Origin of the sequence: Algibacter amylolyticus (genome assembly GCF_014202225.1) — a bacterium.
GTDB classification, from domain to species: domain Bacteria; phylum Bacteroidota; class Bacteroidia; order Flavobacteriales; family Flavobacteriaceae; genus Algibacter_B; species Algibacter_B amylolyticus.
Map to the genome: position 1 here is coordinate 137,270 of NZ_JACHGE010000007.1, position 17,351 is coordinate 154,620.

The following is a 17,351-nucleotide window of genomic DNA, read 5'->3' on the forward strand; positions in this document are numbered from 1 at the left end:
TTTTAGATTGATTGAGATACTTCTTCGACTAAACCATCAGAAGTATTAAATGTTTTTAATTGTGCTCTTAATCGATACAATAAATTTAAACGCAGTTTTAAATTATCAATTAAGGCATTAACTGTTAACTCACTTGGTCCAGACTCGGTGAGCTCTAAAGATAGTTTTTGGTAAGCTTTATCAAGTTCATTTAACTGGTTTAAATACCCATCAAACAACTCCTTAGTTTCTGGAGTATAGGTCATTTTTGCCAACTCTAAATTTATGCTGGCTAAATAATAATCCTCCACTATTTTTAAACCTGGCGAGATATCACCCAACGATTTTGTTTCAATAGTTTTAGTACTAACTACCGCTGGTGTGCTACCTTTTATGGGCGATTCAATTAACTTATAAGCTCCAAAACTCACCCCTAAAAGCACCACAATACTGGCAGCAATTTTAAGCCAACCAAAGGTAGCAGCTTGCTTTTCGGGCATTGCAACATCCAATTTTTCAAGAAAACGATTTTGATGGTTTTTAGGCATCTCCTCATGTTTTATCTGGTCGTTTTTAAACAACTCTCTAATGTCTTGTGCCATCTTTTTTAAGTGTTAACAGTTTTTGTAATTTTACTTTTCCTCTAGATAGTTGTGTTCTCGATGCCACTTCAGAAATATCTAGAATCTCCGAAATTTCTTGATGGTCGTAACCTTCAATCAAATATAGCATAACAACATATTTATACGTTTCTGGCAAAGCGTTAATAGCCAATTTAACATCGCTTAATGTTACCGTATCTTCTACCAACCATTTGTCGTCTTTAGGCGTATCAATAACCTTTAGGTGCACCTCGTTTAACTCAACAAGCGTGTGCTTTTTAGCCTTTAAAAAATCAATACTCTTATTCACCACAATACGTTTTAACCACGCACCAAAAGTAACCTCAGCTTGGTATTGATGCAGCTTGGTAAACGCCTTAATAAACGCCTCTTGTACCACATCTTCAGCATCGGCAGCATCCTTTAAAAACCGTTTTGCAACAATATACATACCATCGCAGTACTGGTTGTATAACTGCAATTGCGCCTTCCGGTTATTCTGTTTACATTGCTCAATAATGTCAACTTGAAACATGCTTGCTTTACTTTTGGTTGTTATCCACATTATGCATCCTGCAGATAGGTTAGTTCGTTTAAAAGACGATTAAAAACTAAGAGTGTTGCAAAAAACTTTAATTTTTTTCAAAAAAACAATTTTGGCACTACCACAAGGGTCGGGCTTTCCGCTACAAGTCCTCGCTCCTCCTACGTCGGGCTGTGGGCTATCCGCTACAATCCCTAGCGCGGGTAAGTTTGCAGGTGGCAGTTACAAAACATAGGTACAAGCTCGGTTTGCATGCTACTTTAAACATCTGTTACCAACCATTTGTCTTGTGTTATTTCTCCCTCACAACAAATCTAAATAATTTAACGTTTCTACTTTATCAGTTATTCCAATTAAATTATCTTTATACCTTAATAAATATCTCTAAATGAACACCTTTTTAAAGCGCACCTTAATCCTATTATCAATAATAGCTTTAGGTTTATTTTTATATTCAACTTTTGTCGAAAACATTTTTGCAAAACGATTAAGCCCAAAAGATACTGTAGAATTTAAATTAAACGACTTAAAACTCGAAGTATTTTATAACCGTCCATACCGTAAAGGTCGCGAAATATTTGGCGCTTTAGTACCATTTAACCAAGTTTGGCGTACAGGAGCAAACGAAGCTACAACCTTCGAAACCAACAAAACGCTACAAGTAAACGGCATGCCATTAGCAGCAGGAAAATATACCCTTTGGACTGTTCCAAAGGATTCCACCTGGAATGTTATTTTCAATTCTAAACAATACTCTTGGGGTGTAAATGCCGAAATGCAACCTATGTGGGACCCCAATTACGATGCTTTAAACATTGAAGTACCTGTACAAAAATTACCAAACCATGTCGAGCAATTTACTATTGCTTTCGATAATTCTACCGATAACCTGTACCTAACCATGGCATGGGACGATGTAAAAATTGCAGTGCCACTTAAATAAGTTTTCAGTCGCAGTTACATGTGGCAGTCAATAAAAATAAAATGGTTAATTTAGACAAACGTTCGTGTATATCCAGATAAACTGGGAGGGCTATGGCTAAAAAAAACAAATCTGCTTTACAAGAAAAAGAAGGTGTTTCCATTTCCGAAACCACTAACAAAGCATCTATTGCATCATTTAAACAAAAACGCAAAACCAAATTAGACAGTAACAGCTTAGTAACATCTATATTAAACCAAGACATTACAGCCTTAAGTAGAGCCATTACACTCGTAGAAAGTAAAAATTCAACGCATAAAGCCCAGGCCAACACCATATTAAAAGCCTGTTTGCCTCATGCCAATAAATCCGTTAGAATTGGCATTACTGGCGTACCCGGTGTTGGAAAGAGCACGTTTATTGAAGCTTTTGGAAAACACCTAACCGCACAAGGAAAACGCGTTGCAGTGTTAGCTATAGACCCAAGTAGCAGTATTACCAAAGGCAGTATTTTAGGCGACAAAACCCGAATGGAAGCTCTGGTTAAAGACGATAACGCTTTTATTCGTCCGTCGGCTTCGGGCGACTCGCTTGGTGGTGTAGCCCGAAAAACTAGAGAAACTATTATTTTGTGTGAAGCCGCAGGTTTCGATGTTATAATAATAGAAACTGTTGGTGTTGGACAAAGTGAAACCACCGTACATAGCATGGTCGATTTCTTTCTACTTCTAAAACTATCAGGCGCAGGCGATGAATTGCAAGGTATAAAACGAGGCATTATTGAAATGGCCGATACTATTGCCATTAACAAAGCAGATGGCGACAACATAAAACAAGCCAAATTAGCGCAGGTAGAATTTAAAAGAGCACTTCACCTTTACCCAGAAAAAGCATCGCAATGGCAACCTAAAGTTACTTTGTGTAGCGCACTAGAAAACCAAGGTATTGAAGACATTTGGAATATTATTCTAGATTATGTAAGAACAACCACTAAAAGCAAATACTTCCAACATAACAGGTTAGAACAGAATACGTTTTGGCTCATTCAAACCGTAGAAAATCAATTAAAATCGAACTTCTTCAGCACACCTAAAATCAAAAAAGCATTAAAGGAACAAATACAGCTTTTAGAAAACAACAAAACCACGCCTTTTGCTGCTGCCGATTATCTATTAGGTATTAAAGATTAATCTTATACAAATCGCTTTACGGCATAAGTTCCCAATTTGTAAAACATAAATCCGGATATGGCTCCAAAAGTCATTCCGCAAAAAATATCTAAAGGGTAATGCACACCAACATAAATCCTACTGTAAGCTACAATAGCACTCCATAATAACATTATAAAGATTAAATTTTTATAGTATGGTCTAAGCATTAAACCTGTAAATACAGCAGCTGCCATAGTATTTGATGAATGCCCAGAGAAAAAACCATATTTACCACAGCGCACTGCTATAAAACGAATTTTATCAGCTATATCTTCTGCGCCACAAGGTCGTGGTCGCATAAACGTACGCTTAAAAACATTAGTTATTTGATCTGTAAAGGTTACCATTAAAGCGATAACTACTATAAAAACCAATAACGATTTTAGTCCAAACTGCCTATAAAGTAAAAACAGTAAAATCGCATATAAAGGCGCAAAGGTATACTTATGCGTTATAGCTAACCATAAACCATCCCAGGTTGCAGAACCCAACCCATTTAAATATACAAATAATGCGGTATCATATTGTAAAAGCTGTTCAATCATTTAAATACAGGTATTTCATTCTTATTCATCGTACTTAGCCACTTCGCTATCATAAAAATCTGTAGCTTCTTTTATAGCGTTTTCAGTTTCAACTTCTAATTCCTCTTGGTCTTCTGCATCAAAATCTTCAAACCACTCTACTTCATCATTTTCAAGATTAATAATAAACCTAGGGAATTCGGTATGAATCACATAGATTGCATTTGGGAATTCGGTGTTATCACCTAATATAAATTTTGGAAGACTCATTTTTTTTTATAGTTTAAAGTGTCTAAAGTTATAAATACTTAAAATTTTTCTTACTCGAATGAAATAATACTCAAATTTAATAAACTAAAGCTTGTTAGCAATGGATGTAAAAATAGCTAAAAGTTCTTTGGCTTCAATTCTCAATTTAGAAATATTTACCGTTTTCAACATTTGCATTTCCTCAATAATCTCAAGCCAGTAATCTGTTTCACTTGCTTCAGCTAAACTGATTTTTATTTTATTTTTAAAATCTTTTGGACTTCTAGATCTATTCGCTTCTCTATAGTTAGCGCCTATGCTTGTCCCGGATTTTGATATTTGATTTCGTAATACTAATGATTCTGGTGTATTGGGAAGACTCCCTGAAAGTTTAAGAATTTCAATGGCAAATACAATTGTTCTTTTCTCTAAAACTTGAGCAAACTCTTTATTAGTCATAATTGTTTTTTAACTTTAAATACTCTAGACACTTTAGCTCACTTAAGACTTTTTCCAATTAACTTTTTTGTCAAATAGTTAAACCTTATATACAATAAAATTGAAGCCGTAGTTAAACCAGCCAGCAACCCTAACCAAATACCAAAACTTCCGTAAGCATCTTTATCACCTAAAAACCAACTTATAGGAAACCCAACTAACCAATACGATATAAATGTTATTACGGTTGGTATTTTTACGTCCTGCAATCCGCGTAAAGCGCCTAAAACAACTACCTGAATACTATCGCTAATTTGAAAAATAGCAGCAGCTATTAATAGGTTTGATGCAATACTTACTACCTCCATATTATCTGCATAATTTTCTACATCATTAAAATCGACATATATTCTTGGAAGGTAATCATGAAAAGCAAAGAAAAGCAAGGCAAAACAAAAGGCCAGTAAGGTGCCCATTAAAAATAAAGAAAATGCAATACGCCGTAATTCTAAATACGCTTTTAGTCCTTTTTGATTACCCACACGAATCATGGAGGCTACACTTAATCCCATGGCAACCATAAAGGTCATAGAACTTAGGTTTAAAGCGATTTGATTAGCCGCTTGCGGATTTTTACCTAGTAATCCGCTTAGCCAAATAGCTGCGGTAAAAATAGCTACTTCAAAAAACATTTGCATAGCACTAGGTGCGCCTAAATTTAAAATCTTTTTAAGCATTAACTTATCGAGCACAAAAAACTTAATATTGGTAACAAATGCTTTCGATTTTTCTTTACCTTTTAATAAATACCACAGGTACCAAACCATAACTAACCTAGACACTAAGGTTCCGTAAGCCGCTCCTACAATGCCTAATTCTGGGAAACCAAACTTTCCAAATATTAACACATAGTTTAAAACTATATTTATAATATTCCCGATTAATGTGGCATACATTGGGTATTTAGTCATGGATAAACCATCACTAAACTGTTTAAAGCCCTGAAACACAATTAAGGGTATTAATGATACAGCTACATAATTAAGATAAGGAATAGCTAATTGGACTACCTCAACAGGTTGTTTCATTAAATACATCAGCGGTTTTGAAAAATAAACCAGTAAAAAAAGTAATATCCCTAAAACGGTACATAAAAACAAACCGTGTTTAAATGCCGATTTTCCTTTTATAAAATCTTTAGAAGAATCTGCTTCGGCAATTAAAGGGGTTATGGCTGTTGAAAACCCAATACCTAAGGACATGGCAATAAACATAAAGCTATTTCCTAAAGATACCGCAGCAAGTTCTGCCGTACCTAATTGCCCTACCATGATATTATCTACAAAACTAACAAAGGTATGACCTAACATGCCCAACATTACAGGAGCAGCTAGTTGCCAATTGTATTTAAATTCTTTTGTGTAGTTACTAATTTGCATGTTGCAAAAGTAAACTTTACTTGATACTTAAAGTAAATTTCTTTTAAAGATTTGAGACGTTTTTTTTAGCCATTTCAAACTCCATTATAATATCTTGAACAATAGTAGCCACCGGTTTTATATCATGTATTAACCCTGCAATTTGACCAATTTCTAACTCACCTTCCTCTAGGTCGCCTTCAAACATTCCACGTTTTGCTCTTGCTCTACCTAACAATGCTTTAAGTTGCTCTACCGTAGGCGCTGTTTTATATAAGTCTTGTACTTGATTGTAAAACTTGTTTTTAATTAAGCGCACCGGAGCTAACTCTTTTAAAGTTAATTGTGTATCACCCTCTTTAGCATCTACAACAACCTTTTTAAAATCTTGATGTGCCGAACTTTCATTACTAGCAACAAATCGGCTCCCAATTTGAACACCATCGGCACCCAAAATCATGGTTGCTAACATGGCACTACCTGTGGCAATTCCGCCAGCGGCTATTATAGGAATTTGTATCTGTTCCTTTACCATAGGAATTAAGGCTAAGGTCGTAGTTTCGTCTCTACCATTATGTCCACCAGCTTCAAAACCTTCGGCCACAATAGCATCAACACCTGCTTCTTGCGCTTTTAAAGCAAATTTGACACTGCTTACAACATGCACAACAGTTATACCGCGTTCTTTTAACCAAGCTGTCCACGTTTTTGGATTTCCTGCCGAAGTAAAAACAATTTTAACACCTTCTTCAACTATAATATCCATTATTTCTTGAATGTTAGGATACAACATTGGTACATTAACACCAAAAGGTTTATGGGTTGCTTTTTTGCATTTTTTTATGTGCTCTCTCAAAACGTCTGGATACATAGATCCTGCTCCAATAAGTCCTAAAATACCCGAATTACTTGAAGCCGATGCTAATCGCCAACCACTATTCCAAACCATTCCTGCCTGTATAATGGGGTGTTTAATTCCGAATAAAGTTGTAATTCTGTTTGCCATTATTGCTTTATAATTTTGAAGGTTTTTGAAACAACACTGCTTTCAACTCGAATAAAATATATACCATTAGCTAATGCTGTTGTATTTATTTCATTTTGATAAGACGTTATTTGAAAGCTATTCACTTCTTTTCCTAAAACATCATATAACTTAACTGAAACTGTAGTATCTTCTGATGGTAGTTCAATAAACAACTTATTATAAACGGGATTCGGATAAATTTTAAAAGCATTATTAACTCCATATTCTTTAACCGTTAATGCACTATTTAAAGCCAATTCAAGATTAGGAATTCCATAGCCTAAAAAATAATCTGGTGTATTATATTGTGATGCCGACTCCCTAACTAATTGCATGATTTCGCCATTGGTTTTATCGGGTAAAGCTTGCCACAAACATGTTATTCCGCCTGCAAGAATGGGTGAACTAAAAGAAGTGCCATTAGCATTACTTATTATATCATTTTCTGTAATAACAACACTTGGATATCCTTGAGCTACCACATCTGGCTTTTGAGTAGGCTGAAAGGCGCTACCAACAGAACTAAAATAAGCGTATTCCCCAGTAGGATTAACGGCGCCTATAGAAAATACATTTGGAGAATCCGCAGGCGCTCCTACTCCATCATTTCCCGAGTTTCCTGCCGAAGTTACCATAAGCAAACCTTTTTCAAAAGCTATATTTGCACCTCGTGTTATGTAGGTGGTGTAGCCATCCAAATCGGCATCAGAATGACTATATCTTGTATAATTTGGCGAATAATCTTTATAACCTAAAGAGGTGTTAATAACATCGACGCCTAAGCTATCCGCACGTTCGGCAGCTTCAACCCAATAACTTTCTTCAACAGGGTTTTCATTTGAATTATCTTCTGTAATAAATAAATAATACGATGCATCTGGAGCTGTACCTACAAAATCATTTTCAACATAACCAGCCAAATCACTCAATACCAAAGTACCATGATTACTGGATGTACCTGTAAATACATTAACATCTCTATTTACAAAATCGTAACTTCCTAAAAGATTACCCGCATCTCGTAATCTTTGAAACGCCATCATTGTATTTACATTAGGGAAACCAGCATCTAAAATAGCAACCGTCATTCCATTTCCGGTGTAATCTGCAAGGTGTAAAACATCACCATTAAACATCTCGATTTGATTGGCAGAATTGCCGTAATCAAAAGTAGTTATTGCACTTTCAAGCTTAAATTGCTTATTCTGTTTTTTGGTAACTACAGCATTTTTTGCGTTTAAATTTTTATCTGCGAAATCAATACTACTTACAAAACTTAAACCAGTTAAAGCCTCAATATTGGTTTGAATGCCTCGAACATGTACAGCATTAAACCATTTAGATTTAGCCAATACCGCTATACCCGCCGTATTTTTTATTTGTGTAATATAAGCCTCGTTAACGGGTACATCTCTTTCGTCGATGGTTACGTTATGCGCATTTTTTCTATCAATAGCCTTTTGGGTAAGTACAGAAATTGGATTAGCCAATGAAGCAGATACATTCTCTTTATCGGTAAAGTACACCCAAGCATCTTCTATTTGGGCAGATACATTATTAATAAATAGAACAAATACGATAAATAGAATAGGTACTTTTTTCATAACTCGAAGGCATTAGCTTTGCTAAGTTATGAAATTACTCCCGAACCTATTAATTCATCTTCAATATACCAAGCTACAAATTGTCCTTCGGTTATTGCAGACTGAAATTCTTTAAACTCTACATACAAGCCGCCATCTACTTTATGAAGCGTTGCATCCTCTAAAGCTTGTCGGTATCTAATTCTTGCCTTTACTTGCATGGTTTCGTCTAACTTTAAAGCTAAGTCTTCACGAATCCAATGCAATTCTTCATTACTAACAAATAATGCTTTTTTGTACAAACCAGGATGGGCTTTACCTTGCCCGGTGTATATAATATTCTCTTCAACATCGGTATCAATAACAAATAACGGTTCTACTGTGCCACCTACACCTAATCCTTTACGCTGTCCTTTTGTAAAATAATGCGCACCTTGATGTTTACCAACCACTTTACCTTGATTAATATTATAATCAATTTTACGTGATAGGTATTCTAGTTTTTCAATTTCGGAATCGAATTGCGTTTTTACCACACTATAAACGGCTTGTTCTTTAGGTACTTCTACAATAACACCTTCTTTAGGTTTAAGTTGTTGTTGCAAAAAATCTGGCAACTTTACTTTACCTATAAAACAAAGCCCTTGAGAATCTTTCTTTTCAGCTGTAACTAAATCTAATTCGGTTGCTATTTTTCTAACCTCAGGTTTTGTTAACTCGCCAATTGGAAATAATGCTTTAGATAATTGTTCTTGCGATAATTGACATAAAAAGTACGATTGATCTTTGTTTCCATCAACACCCGCTAAAAGTTGATATACTTCTTTTCCGTCCTTCTGAATGGTTCCTTTTCTGCAATAATGACCTGTAGCCACGTAATCTGCTCCCAGATCTAAGGCTATTTTCATAAAAACATCAAACTTTATCTCTCTATTACATAGTACATCTGGGTTTGGTGTTCTACCTTTTTCGTATTCATGAAACATATAATCTACAATACGCTCCTTATATTGTTCACTTAAATCGACCGTTTGAAATGGTATACCTAATTTTTCGGCAACCAACATAGCATCATTACTATCATCTAACCACGGACACTCATTAGAAATGGTAACCGAATCATCATGCCAGTTTTTCATAAACAAACCAATAACCTCATAGCCTTGTTGTTGCAGCAAGTATGCCGCAACACTAGAATCTACACCTCCAGAAAGTCCTATTATAACCCGTTTCATTCTTAAAAAATTAGTTTACAAAGATACGTATTATTGCAAGATTGCAATGCTTTTAGCATAAATGATAACCATCTTTAAAAAACCACTTTGTCTATGTTTTAATAAAAAATATTAAACAAAAATGTATTTGTGTTTAATATTTTTATATATTTGTTAAACAAAACTTAAACACAAACGTTATGAAAATCTTAAATTCTTTAAAAAAAATAACTTTAGCCACAGTGCTTTTAGTAGCATTTAGCTCTTGTAACAATGATGATGACAATACAACAGAACCACCAATGCAACTTAATATAGTTGAAACGGCACAAACTGTAGACGATTTAAGTATTCTAGTTGATGCTGTTGTGCAAGCCGGTTTAGTAGATGCATTAACAGCCGCAGGAGACAAAACAGTTTTAGCACCAACAAATGCAGCTTTTACAGCGTTTTTAGCAGATAATGGTTTTAGCTCACTATCTGAAGTTCCAAACAATGTATTAACCCAAGTGTTATTAAACCACGTAATTGCAGGTACCAACATTGCTTCTGCAGACCTTTCTGGAAATACAGGATATACCAACACTTTAGCGGATGGACCAAGCGGAACAAAATTAAGTTTATACTATGATGGAACAGCAGGTGTCATGTTTAATGGTGGTGCCGAGGTAACGTTACCAGATGTAATGACTACTAATGGTATTGTACATGTTATTGACCAAGTTATAGCGTTACCTACCATAGCTACATTTGCAACTACAAATCCTGCATTATCTACTTTAGTAGATGCATTAGTATACGCTGATTCAGGGGATCCAACCGTCCCTTACATTGAAACAGTATCTAATGCAGATGCAGGACCTTTTACTGTTTTTGCTCCTACTAATGATGCTTTTGGAGATTTATTAGTAGAATTAGAAGTAGATGCACTTACAGATATTGCAACCTCTACTGTTGATGCTGTATTGTTACACCATATAGTAAATGCTAATGTACAATCTAGTGGCTTAGCAACTGGAGATGTAAGTACACTTGGTGGCCCAATTATGGCAGATACATCTACCTTTACACTTACAGATGGTAATGGAAGAATGAGTAACATTATTACAACCTTAGTAGATATTCAAGGTATAAATGGTGTGGTACACGTCATTGACAAAGTATTACTTCCTGCCACGGAATAAAACAGTTTGGTTTGTTGATTGTAGATTACAATTAGTTTTTATAATTAAAAGTTGTCTATGAAAAAGAGGCGCCTTAAGAAATTAGGGCGTTTTTTTTATGTATTTAGGTTTATATGTAAAGTCCTTTTCATTGGTAAGTTTACCATTTTCGTAGTACTTCCAAACCCCATCTTTTTTATCGCGTTTATAACGCCCTTCCGAAAGTAATTCGCCTTTTGGGTTATAAAACTTAGCATCGCCATGTAGTTCTCCGTTTTCATAAACATAGCTTTTAAGCACTACATTTTTTTCGGATAACCACAAAGATTCACCATCTAATTTACCGTTAACATAATTTTGCTTTTCGGCTATTTGCCCGTTAGGATAATACACCAAACGTTCGTCAATTAAAGCGCCATTGTCATTATAGTTCTCAATTATAAGTAGTTGATCTGAGTTTTTTTGGTAATACTTCCAAGTGCCAATATAGGTTTTACCATCCATTTCACCCTTACTAATTACCCTTCCGTTAGACGCCAAAAAGGTAACCTCTGCCTTCTGGTTAGTGTCATTAAACAACTTAGTAGCAGACAAAATGCCTTTCTTTTTATAATACTTATAAAACTTAAACAAGCCTATTTCCTTGCCATGAGCAAATTGCCCTTCGTACCTTAAAACATCTGTACCTTCAAATTTCTTTTGCCAAACACCATGACGTTTTCCGTTTTCGTCAAACTGATTTATAGTTTGACCAAACATAACCCCACTTAACATTAAGAAGAAAAATAAATTATAACCGATTTTCATTTTTAAAATTTTGATTTTATCGCTTTCGCGGAAATTATACTCAACTAACGCATATATTCTAACTTTCTTATAACAAAAAAGCTGCCAAAATGATTTCTGACAGCTTTTTTAATTTAATAGTATCCACAAGGGCTTAAAAACCTTGCAGTAAAGATTATTTACGCTTTTGTTGCGCTTGTTTTTGTTTTTCGGCTTGTTCCATCATTTCAGCCATTTTTTTCTGAAAACGATTTTCCTTTTTAGGCTGCTTTTTCTTTTCTTGAATTTGAGCATGAATCTTATCCTCATCAAGAATAAAGTTTTTAATCACTAAAATAATTCCAATACTAATAACATTAGAAATAAAGTAGTATAAACTTAAACCAGACGCATAGTTATTAAAGAAAAACAACATCATTATTGGAGAGAAGTACATCATATACTTCATCATTTTTGCCATATCTGGCATGCCTTCTTGTTGTGGTTGCGCTTGCATATTTTGTCCTGTAGTTAATCGCATATAGAAGAAAATAGCAATAGACGCTAATATTGGAAATAAACTTACGTGGTTTCCATAAAACGGAATAGTAAATGGCAAGTTTGCAATAACATCGTAAGACGATAAATCGTTAACCCAAAGGAAAGATTTCTGTCTTAAATCGAAAGCCGATGGGAAAAACTGGAATAAGGCATAAAACACAGGAAGTTGTATTAAAGCTGGTAAACACCCTGCCATAGGACTTGCTCCCGCCTTAGTTTGCAACGCCATAGTTTCTTGTTGCGCTTTCATTTTGTTATCCTTATGCTTTTCGCGAATAGCATCTAATTCCGGCTTTAAAATTTTCATTTTTGCCTGAGATAAAAACTGCTTGTATTGCACGAATGATAATAAGAATTTTACCAACACCGTCATAACAACAATAGCAATTCCGTAAGACATATACCCACCTAAGAACCCAAATAACGGCATAAAGATGTAACGGTTAATCCAACCAAAAAGTCCCCATCCAAATGGCACTAATTCGTCTAGATTTCTATCGTATGCATTCAATACTTTAAAATCACTTGGTCCGTAATACCAATCCATAGTTTGGTTAAACTCACCACCTTGTAATTCTAAAGGAATAGAAGTTGCAAAACTTTTAGTAAAAACGGTATCTATTTCTTCGTCTTGTACTAAATTTTCAGTTTTAACTTTTACATTCTTAAATTTATTATCGGTTAGTAATACCGAAGAAAAGAAATGCTGTTTGTAACCAATCCAAGATACATCTTCAACATCATCCTCACCATCTCTGGTATAATCTGCTTTACCATCTTCATAATCATAGTGCACATCGGTATATCTATTTTCATAAGAAATACTTTTTGCATGTCTGAAACCTTTTAATTTCCAGTCTAAATTAATGGCTTGCGAACTATTAATAACAGAACTTAAGCCTTGAGAACGGATAGCAAAATCTATCATATAATCGCCCTCTTTAATCTCGTAACGGTATTCTAAAAACTGACTTTCGGAAACTTTAAGTTTCATAGAAACCACAGTTACATCGCCATTTTTAGTAACTTTTGGTACAAATGGTAAATCTTGAGTATTTAAAATTCGGCTATCTGTTGTTCCAAAGTTTATATTAAAGGATGCATTGTTATCCTTAATCATATAAATTGGAATAGAATCGTAATCTACAAATTGCTTTAAACGTACTTCTGAAAGAAAACCACCTTTGTTGCTAAATTTAAGTGCAAATAAATCACTTTCAACAACAGTTTCTTTATCATTAGATTGTGCTGCAGAATACGCAAATGCACCTAACTTGTTTTTTAACTGAATCATTTGAAGCGAATCTACACCAGAACCAACGGCATAATCTGCTGCAGTAGTCACTAAAGTATCATCTTGAGCTTTTGCTTTTTGCTCTGCCTCAACCTGCTCTTGTTTTGCTTTTTCTTGAGCTTCTAGTTCTTCTGGCGTTGGTTTATTTTGCCAAAGCATGTAGGCCAATATTCCGAAAATAAGCACAAAGCCAATAATCGAATTAATATCTAATTTCTTTTCTTCCATGTGTTAGTTATAGTGATTTTAGTCTATTGATTGCTTAACCATCCTTCAAAAAAGATTCACATCTTCAAGAATTCAAAATAAGATATCAAATAGCTATCCAATCTTACAATTGTGCCATAGTGGCATTATTTACTCTTTTTTTTATGATTTAGTGCTGCTTTAACGAAAGCCACAAATAAAGGATGCGGATTAGCAACGGTACTCTTATATTCTGGGTGATATTGTACCCCAATAAACCAAGGATGTTCAGGAACTTCAACAATTTCTACTAAACCTGTATCAGGATTTAATCCTGTTGCCAACATACCTGCAGCTTCAATTTTTTCTTTGTAGGCGCCGTTAAATTCATAACGATGTCTATGACGTTCTGTAATGTTTTCGGCTTTATAAATATCGCGTACTTTACTACCCATTTTTAAATCGCAGGCCCAAGCACCTAAACGCATGGTACCACCTTTATCGGTAATATTTTTTTGATCTTCCATTAATCCTATTACTGGATTAGCAGTAGTAGTATCCATTTCGGTTGATGCTGCATCTTTAATACCCAATACATTTCTTGAAAATTCTATAACAGCCATTTGCATACCTAAGCAAATTCCTAAAAACGGGATATTATTTTCTCTAACAAACTGTACTGCATCAATTTTACCATCAATACCACGTTCGCCAAAACCTGGCGCAACCAAAACACCGTCAAGATGTCCTAATTTTAATTTTGCGTTATCTTTATTTATGTATTCTGAATGTACCGACTCTACATTCACTTTAACCTCATTAACAGCTCCAGCATGAATAAAGGCTTCTAAAATAGATTTATAGGAGTCTTGCAACTCTACATATTTACCAATTAAACCAATAGTAACTTCAGTTTTAGGATTTTTATGACGATGTACAAATTCATTCCATTGGTCGATATCTGGTTTAGAACTTTTAAGCTTTAATTTTTTAAGCACCACTTTATCTAACCCTTCTTCAAGCATTAAATTAGGTACATCGTAAATAGTTGATGCATCTATAGATTGAATTACAGCCTCTTCTTTAACATTACAAAATAATGCTAATTTGCGACGTAAATCTCTAGGTAAATCGTGTTCTGTTCTACACACCAAAATATCGGCTTGCACACCGCTTTCCATTAAAGTTTTTACACTATGTTGTGTAGGTTTTGTTTTTAACTCACCTGCAGCAGATAAATATGGAACCAATGTTAAATGAATAACAATACCATTGTTTTCTCCTAAATCCCAACGTAATTGACGAACAGCCTCTATGTAAGGTAATGATTCAATATCACCAACAGTACCTCCTATTTCGGTAATAACGATATCGTAATCTCCAGATTTACCAAGTTTTTGAATACGCTCTTTAATCTCATTTGTAATATGAGGAACGACTTGGACTGTTTTACCTAAAAACTCACCACGACGTTCTTTTTCAATAACGCTTTGGTAAATTCTACCTGTAGTTACGTTATTAGCCTGACTTGTTGGTCTGTTTAAAAAACGTTCGTAATGTCCTAAATCTAAATCGGTCTCTGCCCCATCTTCAGTAACATAACATTCGCCATGTTCGTATGGGTTTAAAGTTCCTGGATCGACATTGATATATGGATCTAATTTTTGGATGGTAACCCTATAGCCTTGAGCTTGAAGTAATTTAGCAAGAGATGCTGCTATGATACCTTTTCCTAGTGATGATGTAACCCCACCGGTTACAAATATGTATTTTGCTGTAGTTGTCATGTTGCGCTTATAAACGCAGGCAAATTTACAAAATTAAAATAGTTATTTAAGTGGTACTTGTTAACAATTTTTGAAAGATTGAATATTCGAATTATTGTGGGTATACTTTATATTATAATTAATTTCAACTAACATCATAAATAGCTGTTACATCCCTTTAATACAGCGCATTACATTGAGTTTTAATTTTAGCCGAAAAACAATTATTTATTTAACCATTAAAAATAAGTTCAATACTACTATTTTTATAAAAATTCTTTAAAATGATATACAATATGAGAATCTTATTTTTCTGCATGCTGACATTGATTTTAAATTCTTGCCAGAACCAAAATCCAAATCTTAATAAATCGGGAGAAGACGAATTAAAGTCTCTTGAAGTTGAACAAACTTTAGATAAAGATCTTGTAAATTTTAAGGATCTTATTTATATCCCTATATATTCAGACATATATATTGATAACAATAACCCAGAACATTTACTTACAGCAACTCTAAGCGTAAGAAACACAAGCATCAATGACACCTTATATATATCTAAAATAGATTATTATAATACCGGAGGAACCTTGGTTAAAAATTATATAAACAACACCATTATATTAAACCCAATGGCAACCGTTAACTATGTTATTGAAAAAGAAGATACTAGTGGTGGTTCTGGTGCTAATTTTATAGTAGAAGTAAGTGCTAAAAACCGAAACACAAGACCATTAATTCAGGCTATTATGATTGGCCAATTTAACAATAAGAGCTTCTCGTTTTCAACCGATGGCTATTCTATAAGTGATAAAAACTTAACGCTAAAAACAGAAAAAAAATAATTAGTATTTTTAATTACAACAGCTTAAATCTAGTATTTTTAAACCTCAAGAATGGTTTCTTCTTCCTTTTGAAATACATAGGTTAAACACCACATAATGGTAAAGGTTGGAATAACATCAAACCCTGGAATAATTTCTTCTATAAATGAAATTACACCAGCTACTTTACCTTTAGTGCCTTTATACATTTTACTCATTAAATACCCCGATGCTGGTGCCCAAATAATATCGAAAATGGTTAACATACCAATGGCATCAAACACAAGACTAAGCCCGAGCTTTTTATATTTACTTAAATTTTCTAAATTCATAATTGTTTCTTTATAAAGAATATAGCAAGAAACATACCAAATTTAAAAAACGAATTACTTTCCAATAAGCTTTAAAAATTCATTTCTAGTTTCAATTTTTTCAAACTGACCTCTAAAACCAGAAGTCGTTGTGGTAGAATTTTGCTTTTGTACACCGCGCATCATCATACACATATGAGAAGCCTCAATAACAACAGCGACACCTTGTGGATTTAGCGTATCATTTATACAATCTAAAATTTGTTGAGTTAAGCGCTCTTGCACTTGTAAACGTCTTGCAAACACATCAACAATTCTAGGTAATTTACTTAAACCAACAATTTGCCCATTAGGAATATAAGCGATATGCACCTTACCAAAAAATGGTAAAATATGATGTTCGCAAAGCGAATACAATTCAATATCTTTTACAATTACCATTTCGTTATAAGACTCCTTAAACATAGCGCCTTTAAGAATCTCAACCGGATCTTGATCGTAACCTTGGGTTAAAAACTGCATTGCTTTTGCAGCACGCTCTGGTGTTTTTAACAAGCCATCGCGACTAGTATCTTCACCTAGATCTGTAATAATTTCTTGGTATTTATTTTTAACATTATCAGTAACATCATCACTGTATTCCTCAAAACTCTTATATGGCATAATTAATTCTATATAGTCAACTTGTCTGTGCAAGTTTATTGTAAAACAAAATAATATTTAAATATAAGCATAAAATAGAATTCACAATTAAATCTTCTATTAATAAA

The 17,351-nt window shown here is 34.1% G+C and carries 18 protein-coding genes; 4 read left to right on the forward strand and 14 right to left on the reverse strand.

The window, feature by feature from the left end:
- Positions 1-2: 2 nt before the first annotated feature.
- Entirely contained in the window at positions 3-581 is a 579-nt protein-coding gene (locus HNQ90_RS13270) for a hypothetical protein (RefSeq protein ID WP_144117615.1), read from the reverse strand.
- Positions 565-1,116, reverse strand: coding sequence for an RNA polymerase sigma factor (locus tag HNQ90_RS13275; protein ID WP_144117617.1), 552 nt, complete (start codon positions 1,114-1,116; stop codon positions 565-567). Before HNQ90_RS13275 ends, HNQ90_RS13270 begins: the two co-directional genes overlap by 17 nt.
- Before the next feature lie 397 nt (positions 1,117-1,513).
- Here HNQ90_RS13275 and HNQ90_RS13280 point away from each other — a divergent pair, with 397 nt between their 5' ends.
- A complete protein-coding gene (locus tag HNQ90_RS13280) occupies positions 1,514-2,068 on the forward strand; it encodes a DUF2911 domain-containing protein (protein ID WP_144117619.1) in 555 nt (184 codons plus the stop codon).
- Between the two features lie 92 nt (positions 2,069-2,160).
- Positions 2,161-3,237 (forward strand): methylmalonyl Co-A mutase-associated GTPase MeaB, encoded by a 1,077-nt coding sequence (gene meaB / locus HNQ90_RS13285; protein WP_144117621.1) that lies wholly within the window; start codon positions 2,161-2,163, stop codon positions 3,235-3,237.
- 2 nt (positions 3,238-3,239) lie between these two features.
- Here the strand turns inward: meaB and HNQ90_RS13290 are convergent, their stop codons facing one another.
- From HNQ90_RS13290 to mnmA, 7 genes are all read right to left on the reverse strand, one after another.
- A complete protein-coding gene (locus HNQ90_RS13290) occupies positions 3,240-3,803 on the reverse strand; it encodes a phosphatase PAP2 family protein (RefSeq protein WP_144117623.1) in 564 nt (187 codons plus the stop codon).
- Positions 3,804-3,824: 21 nt separating this feature from the next.
- Positions 3,825-4,052 (reverse strand): hypothetical protein, encoded by a 228-nt coding sequence (locus HNQ90_RS13295; RefSeq protein ID WP_144117625.1) that lies wholly within the window; start codon positions 4,050-4,052, stop codon positions 3,825-3,827.
- A gap of 84 nt (positions 4,053-4,136) precedes the next feature.
- Positions 4,137-4,490, reverse strand: coding sequence for a four helix bundle protein (locus tag HNQ90_RS13300; protein WP_144117627.1), 354 nt, complete (start codon positions 4,488-4,490; stop codon positions 4,137-4,139).
- A gap of 38 nt (positions 4,491-4,528) precedes the next feature.
- Positions 4,529-5,908: an MATE family efflux transporter gene (locus HNQ90_RS13305; RefSeq protein WP_144117629.1), complete on the reverse strand. Its 1,380-nt coding sequence runs from the start codon at positions 5,906-5,908 to the stop codon at positions 4,529-4,531.
- Between the two features lie 43 nt (positions 5,909-5,951).
- Complete coding sequence (locus tag HNQ90_RS13310) at positions 5,952-6,893, reverse strand: NAD(P)H-dependent flavin oxidoreductase (RefSeq protein WP_144117631.1); 942 nt, start codon at positions 6,891-6,893, stop codon at positions 5,952-5,954.
- A complete protein-coding gene (locus HNQ90_RS13315; protein WP_144117633.1) occupies positions 6,893-8,518 on the reverse strand; it encodes a S8 family serine peptidase in 1,626 nt (541 codons plus the stop codon). Before HNQ90_RS13315 ends, HNQ90_RS13310 begins: the two co-directional genes overlap by 1 nt.
- A 26-nt stretch (positions 8,519-8,544) precedes the next feature.
- Positions 8,545-9,732 (reverse strand): tRNA 2-thiouridine(34) synthase MnmA, encoded by a 1,188-nt coding sequence (mnmA, locus tag HNQ90_RS13320; protein WP_144117635.1) that lies wholly within the window; start codon positions 9,730-9,732, stop codon positions 8,545-8,547.
- Between the two features lie 179 nt (positions 9,733-9,911).
- On the opposite strand from mnmA, the gene HNQ90_RS13325 reads away from it, so the two are divergent.
- Positions 9,912-10,895, forward strand: coding sequence for a fasciclin domain-containing protein (locus tag HNQ90_RS13325; RefSeq protein ID WP_144117637.1), 984 nt, complete (start codon positions 9,912-9,914; stop codon positions 10,893-10,895).
- Positions 10,896-10,976: 81 nt separating this feature from the next.
- Here HNQ90_RS13325 and HNQ90_RS13330 read toward each other — a convergent pair whose 3' ends face one another.
- From HNQ90_RS13330 to HNQ90_RS13340, 3 genes are all read right to left on the reverse strand, one after another.
- Positions 10,977-11,681: a toxin-antitoxin system YwqK family antitoxin gene (locus HNQ90_RS13330; protein WP_144117638.1), complete on the reverse strand. Its 705-nt coding sequence runs from the start codon at positions 11,679-11,681 to the stop codon at positions 10,977-10,979.
- Between the two features lie 154 nt (positions 11,682-11,835).
- Positions 11,836-13,722 carry a membrane protein insertase YidC gene (yidC, locus tag HNQ90_RS13335; RefSeq protein ID WP_144117640.1) on the reverse strand — a complete coding sequence of 629 codons (1,887 nt, stop codon included), beginning with the start codon at positions 13,720-13,722 and terminating at the stop codon, positions 11,836-11,838.
- Positions 13,723-13,847: 125 nt separating this feature from the next.
- Positions 13,848-15,467 carry a CTP synthase gene (locus HNQ90_RS13340; protein ID WP_144117642.1) on the reverse strand — a complete coding sequence of 540 codons (1,620 nt, stop codon included), beginning with the start codon at positions 15,465-15,467 and terminating at the stop codon, positions 13,848-13,850.
- Positions 15,468-15,742: 275 nt separating this feature from the next.
- Between HNQ90_RS13340 and HNQ90_RS13345 the strand changes: the two genes are divergently transcribed.
- On the forward strand, positions 15,743-16,291 hold the full coding sequence (locus tag HNQ90_RS13345) for a DUF3124 domain-containing protein (protein ID WP_221279851.1): 549 nt from the start codon (positions 15,743-15,745) through the stop codon (positions 16,289-16,291).
- 38 nt (positions 16,292-16,329) lie between these two features.
- On the opposite strand, the gene HNQ90_RS13350 is transcribed toward HNQ90_RS13345, so the two are convergent.
- On the reverse strand, positions 16,330-16,602 hold the full coding sequence (locus HNQ90_RS13350) for a hypothetical protein (RefSeq protein ID WP_144117646.1): 273 nt from the start codon (positions 16,600-16,602) through the stop codon (positions 16,330-16,332).
- Between the two features lie 54 nt (positions 16,603-16,656).
- Positions 16,657-17,244: a GTP cyclohydrolase I FolE gene (gene folE, locus HNQ90_RS13355; RefSeq protein WP_092850059.1), complete on the reverse strand. Its 588-nt coding sequence runs from the start codon at positions 17,242-17,244 to the stop codon at positions 16,657-16,659.
- Positions 17,245-17,351 lie beyond the last annotated feature (107 nt).

Excerpts from the sequence above, each read along its gene's own strand:
- HNQ90_RS13290 (WP_144117623.1), bottom strand. The coding sequence starts at position 3,803 with ATGATTGAACAGCTTTTACAATATGATACCGCATTATTTGTATATTTA.
- meaB (WP_144117621.1), top strand. The coding sequence starts at position 2,161 with ATGGCTAAAAAAAACAAATCTGCTTTACAAGAAAAAGAAGGTGTTTCC.
- HNQ90_RS13270 (WP_144117615.1), bottom strand. The coding sequence starts at position 581 with ATGGCACAAGACATTAGAGAGTTGTTTAAAAACGACCAGATAAAACAT.
- HNQ90_RS13300 (WP_144117627.1), bottom strand. The coding sequence starts at position 4,490 with ATGACTAATAAAGAGTTTGCTCAAGTTTTAGAGAAAAGAACAATTGTA.
- HNQ90_RS13310 (WP_144117631.1), bottom strand. The coding sequence starts at position 6,893 with ATGGCAAACAGAATTACAACTTTATTCGGAATTAAACACCCCATTATA.
- HNQ90_RS13330 (WP_144117638.1), bottom strand. The coding sequence starts at position 11,681 with ATGAAAATCGGTTATAATTTATTTTTCTTCTTAATGTTAAGTGGGGTT.
- HNQ90_RS13305 (WP_144117629.1), bottom strand. The coding sequence starts at position 5,908 with ATGCAAATTAGTAACTACACAAAAGAATTTAAATACAATTGGCAACTA.
- HNQ90_RS13295 (WP_144117625.1), bottom strand. The coding sequence starts at position 4,052 with ATGAGTCTTCCAAAATTTATATTAGGTGATAACACCGAATTCCCAAAT.
- folE (WP_092850059.1), bottom strand. The coding sequence starts at position 17,244 with ATGCCATATAAGAGTTTTGAGGAATACAGTGATGATGTTACTGATAAT.
- mnmA (WP_144117635.1), bottom strand. The coding sequence starts at position 9,732 with ATGAAACGGGTTATAATAGGACTTTCTGGAGGTGTAGATTCTAGTGTT.
- HNQ90_RS13315 (WP_144117633.1), bottom strand. The coding sequence starts at position 8,518 with ATGAAAAAAGTACCTATTCTATTTATCGTATTTGTTCTATTTATTAAT.
- HNQ90_RS13345 (WP_221279851.1), top strand. The coding sequence starts at position 15,743 with ATGAGAATCTTATTTTTCTGCATGCTGACATTGATTTTAAATTCTTGC.
- HNQ90_RS13280 (WP_144117619.1), top strand. The coding sequence starts at position 1,514 with ATGAACACCTTTTTAAAGCGCACCTTAATCCTATTATCAATAATAGCT.
- yidC (WP_144117640.1), bottom strand. The coding sequence starts at position 13,722 with ATGGAAGAAAAGAAATTAGATATTAATTCGATTATTGGCTTTGTGCTT.
- HNQ90_RS13325 (WP_144117637.1), top strand. The coding sequence starts at position 9,912 with ATGAAAATCTTAAATTCTTTAAAAAAAATAACTTTAGCCACAGTGCTT.
- HNQ90_RS13340 (WP_144117642.1), bottom strand. The coding sequence starts at position 15,467 with ATGACAACTACAGCAAAATACATATTTGTAACCGGTGGGGTTACATCA.
- HNQ90_RS13350 (WP_144117646.1), bottom strand. The coding sequence starts at position 16,602 with ATGAATTTAGAAAATTTAAGTAAATATAAAAAGCTCGGGCTTAGTCTT.
- HNQ90_RS13275 (WP_144117617.1), bottom strand. The coding sequence starts at position 1,116 with ATGTTTCAAGTTGACATTATTGAGCAATGTAAACAGAATAACCGGAAG.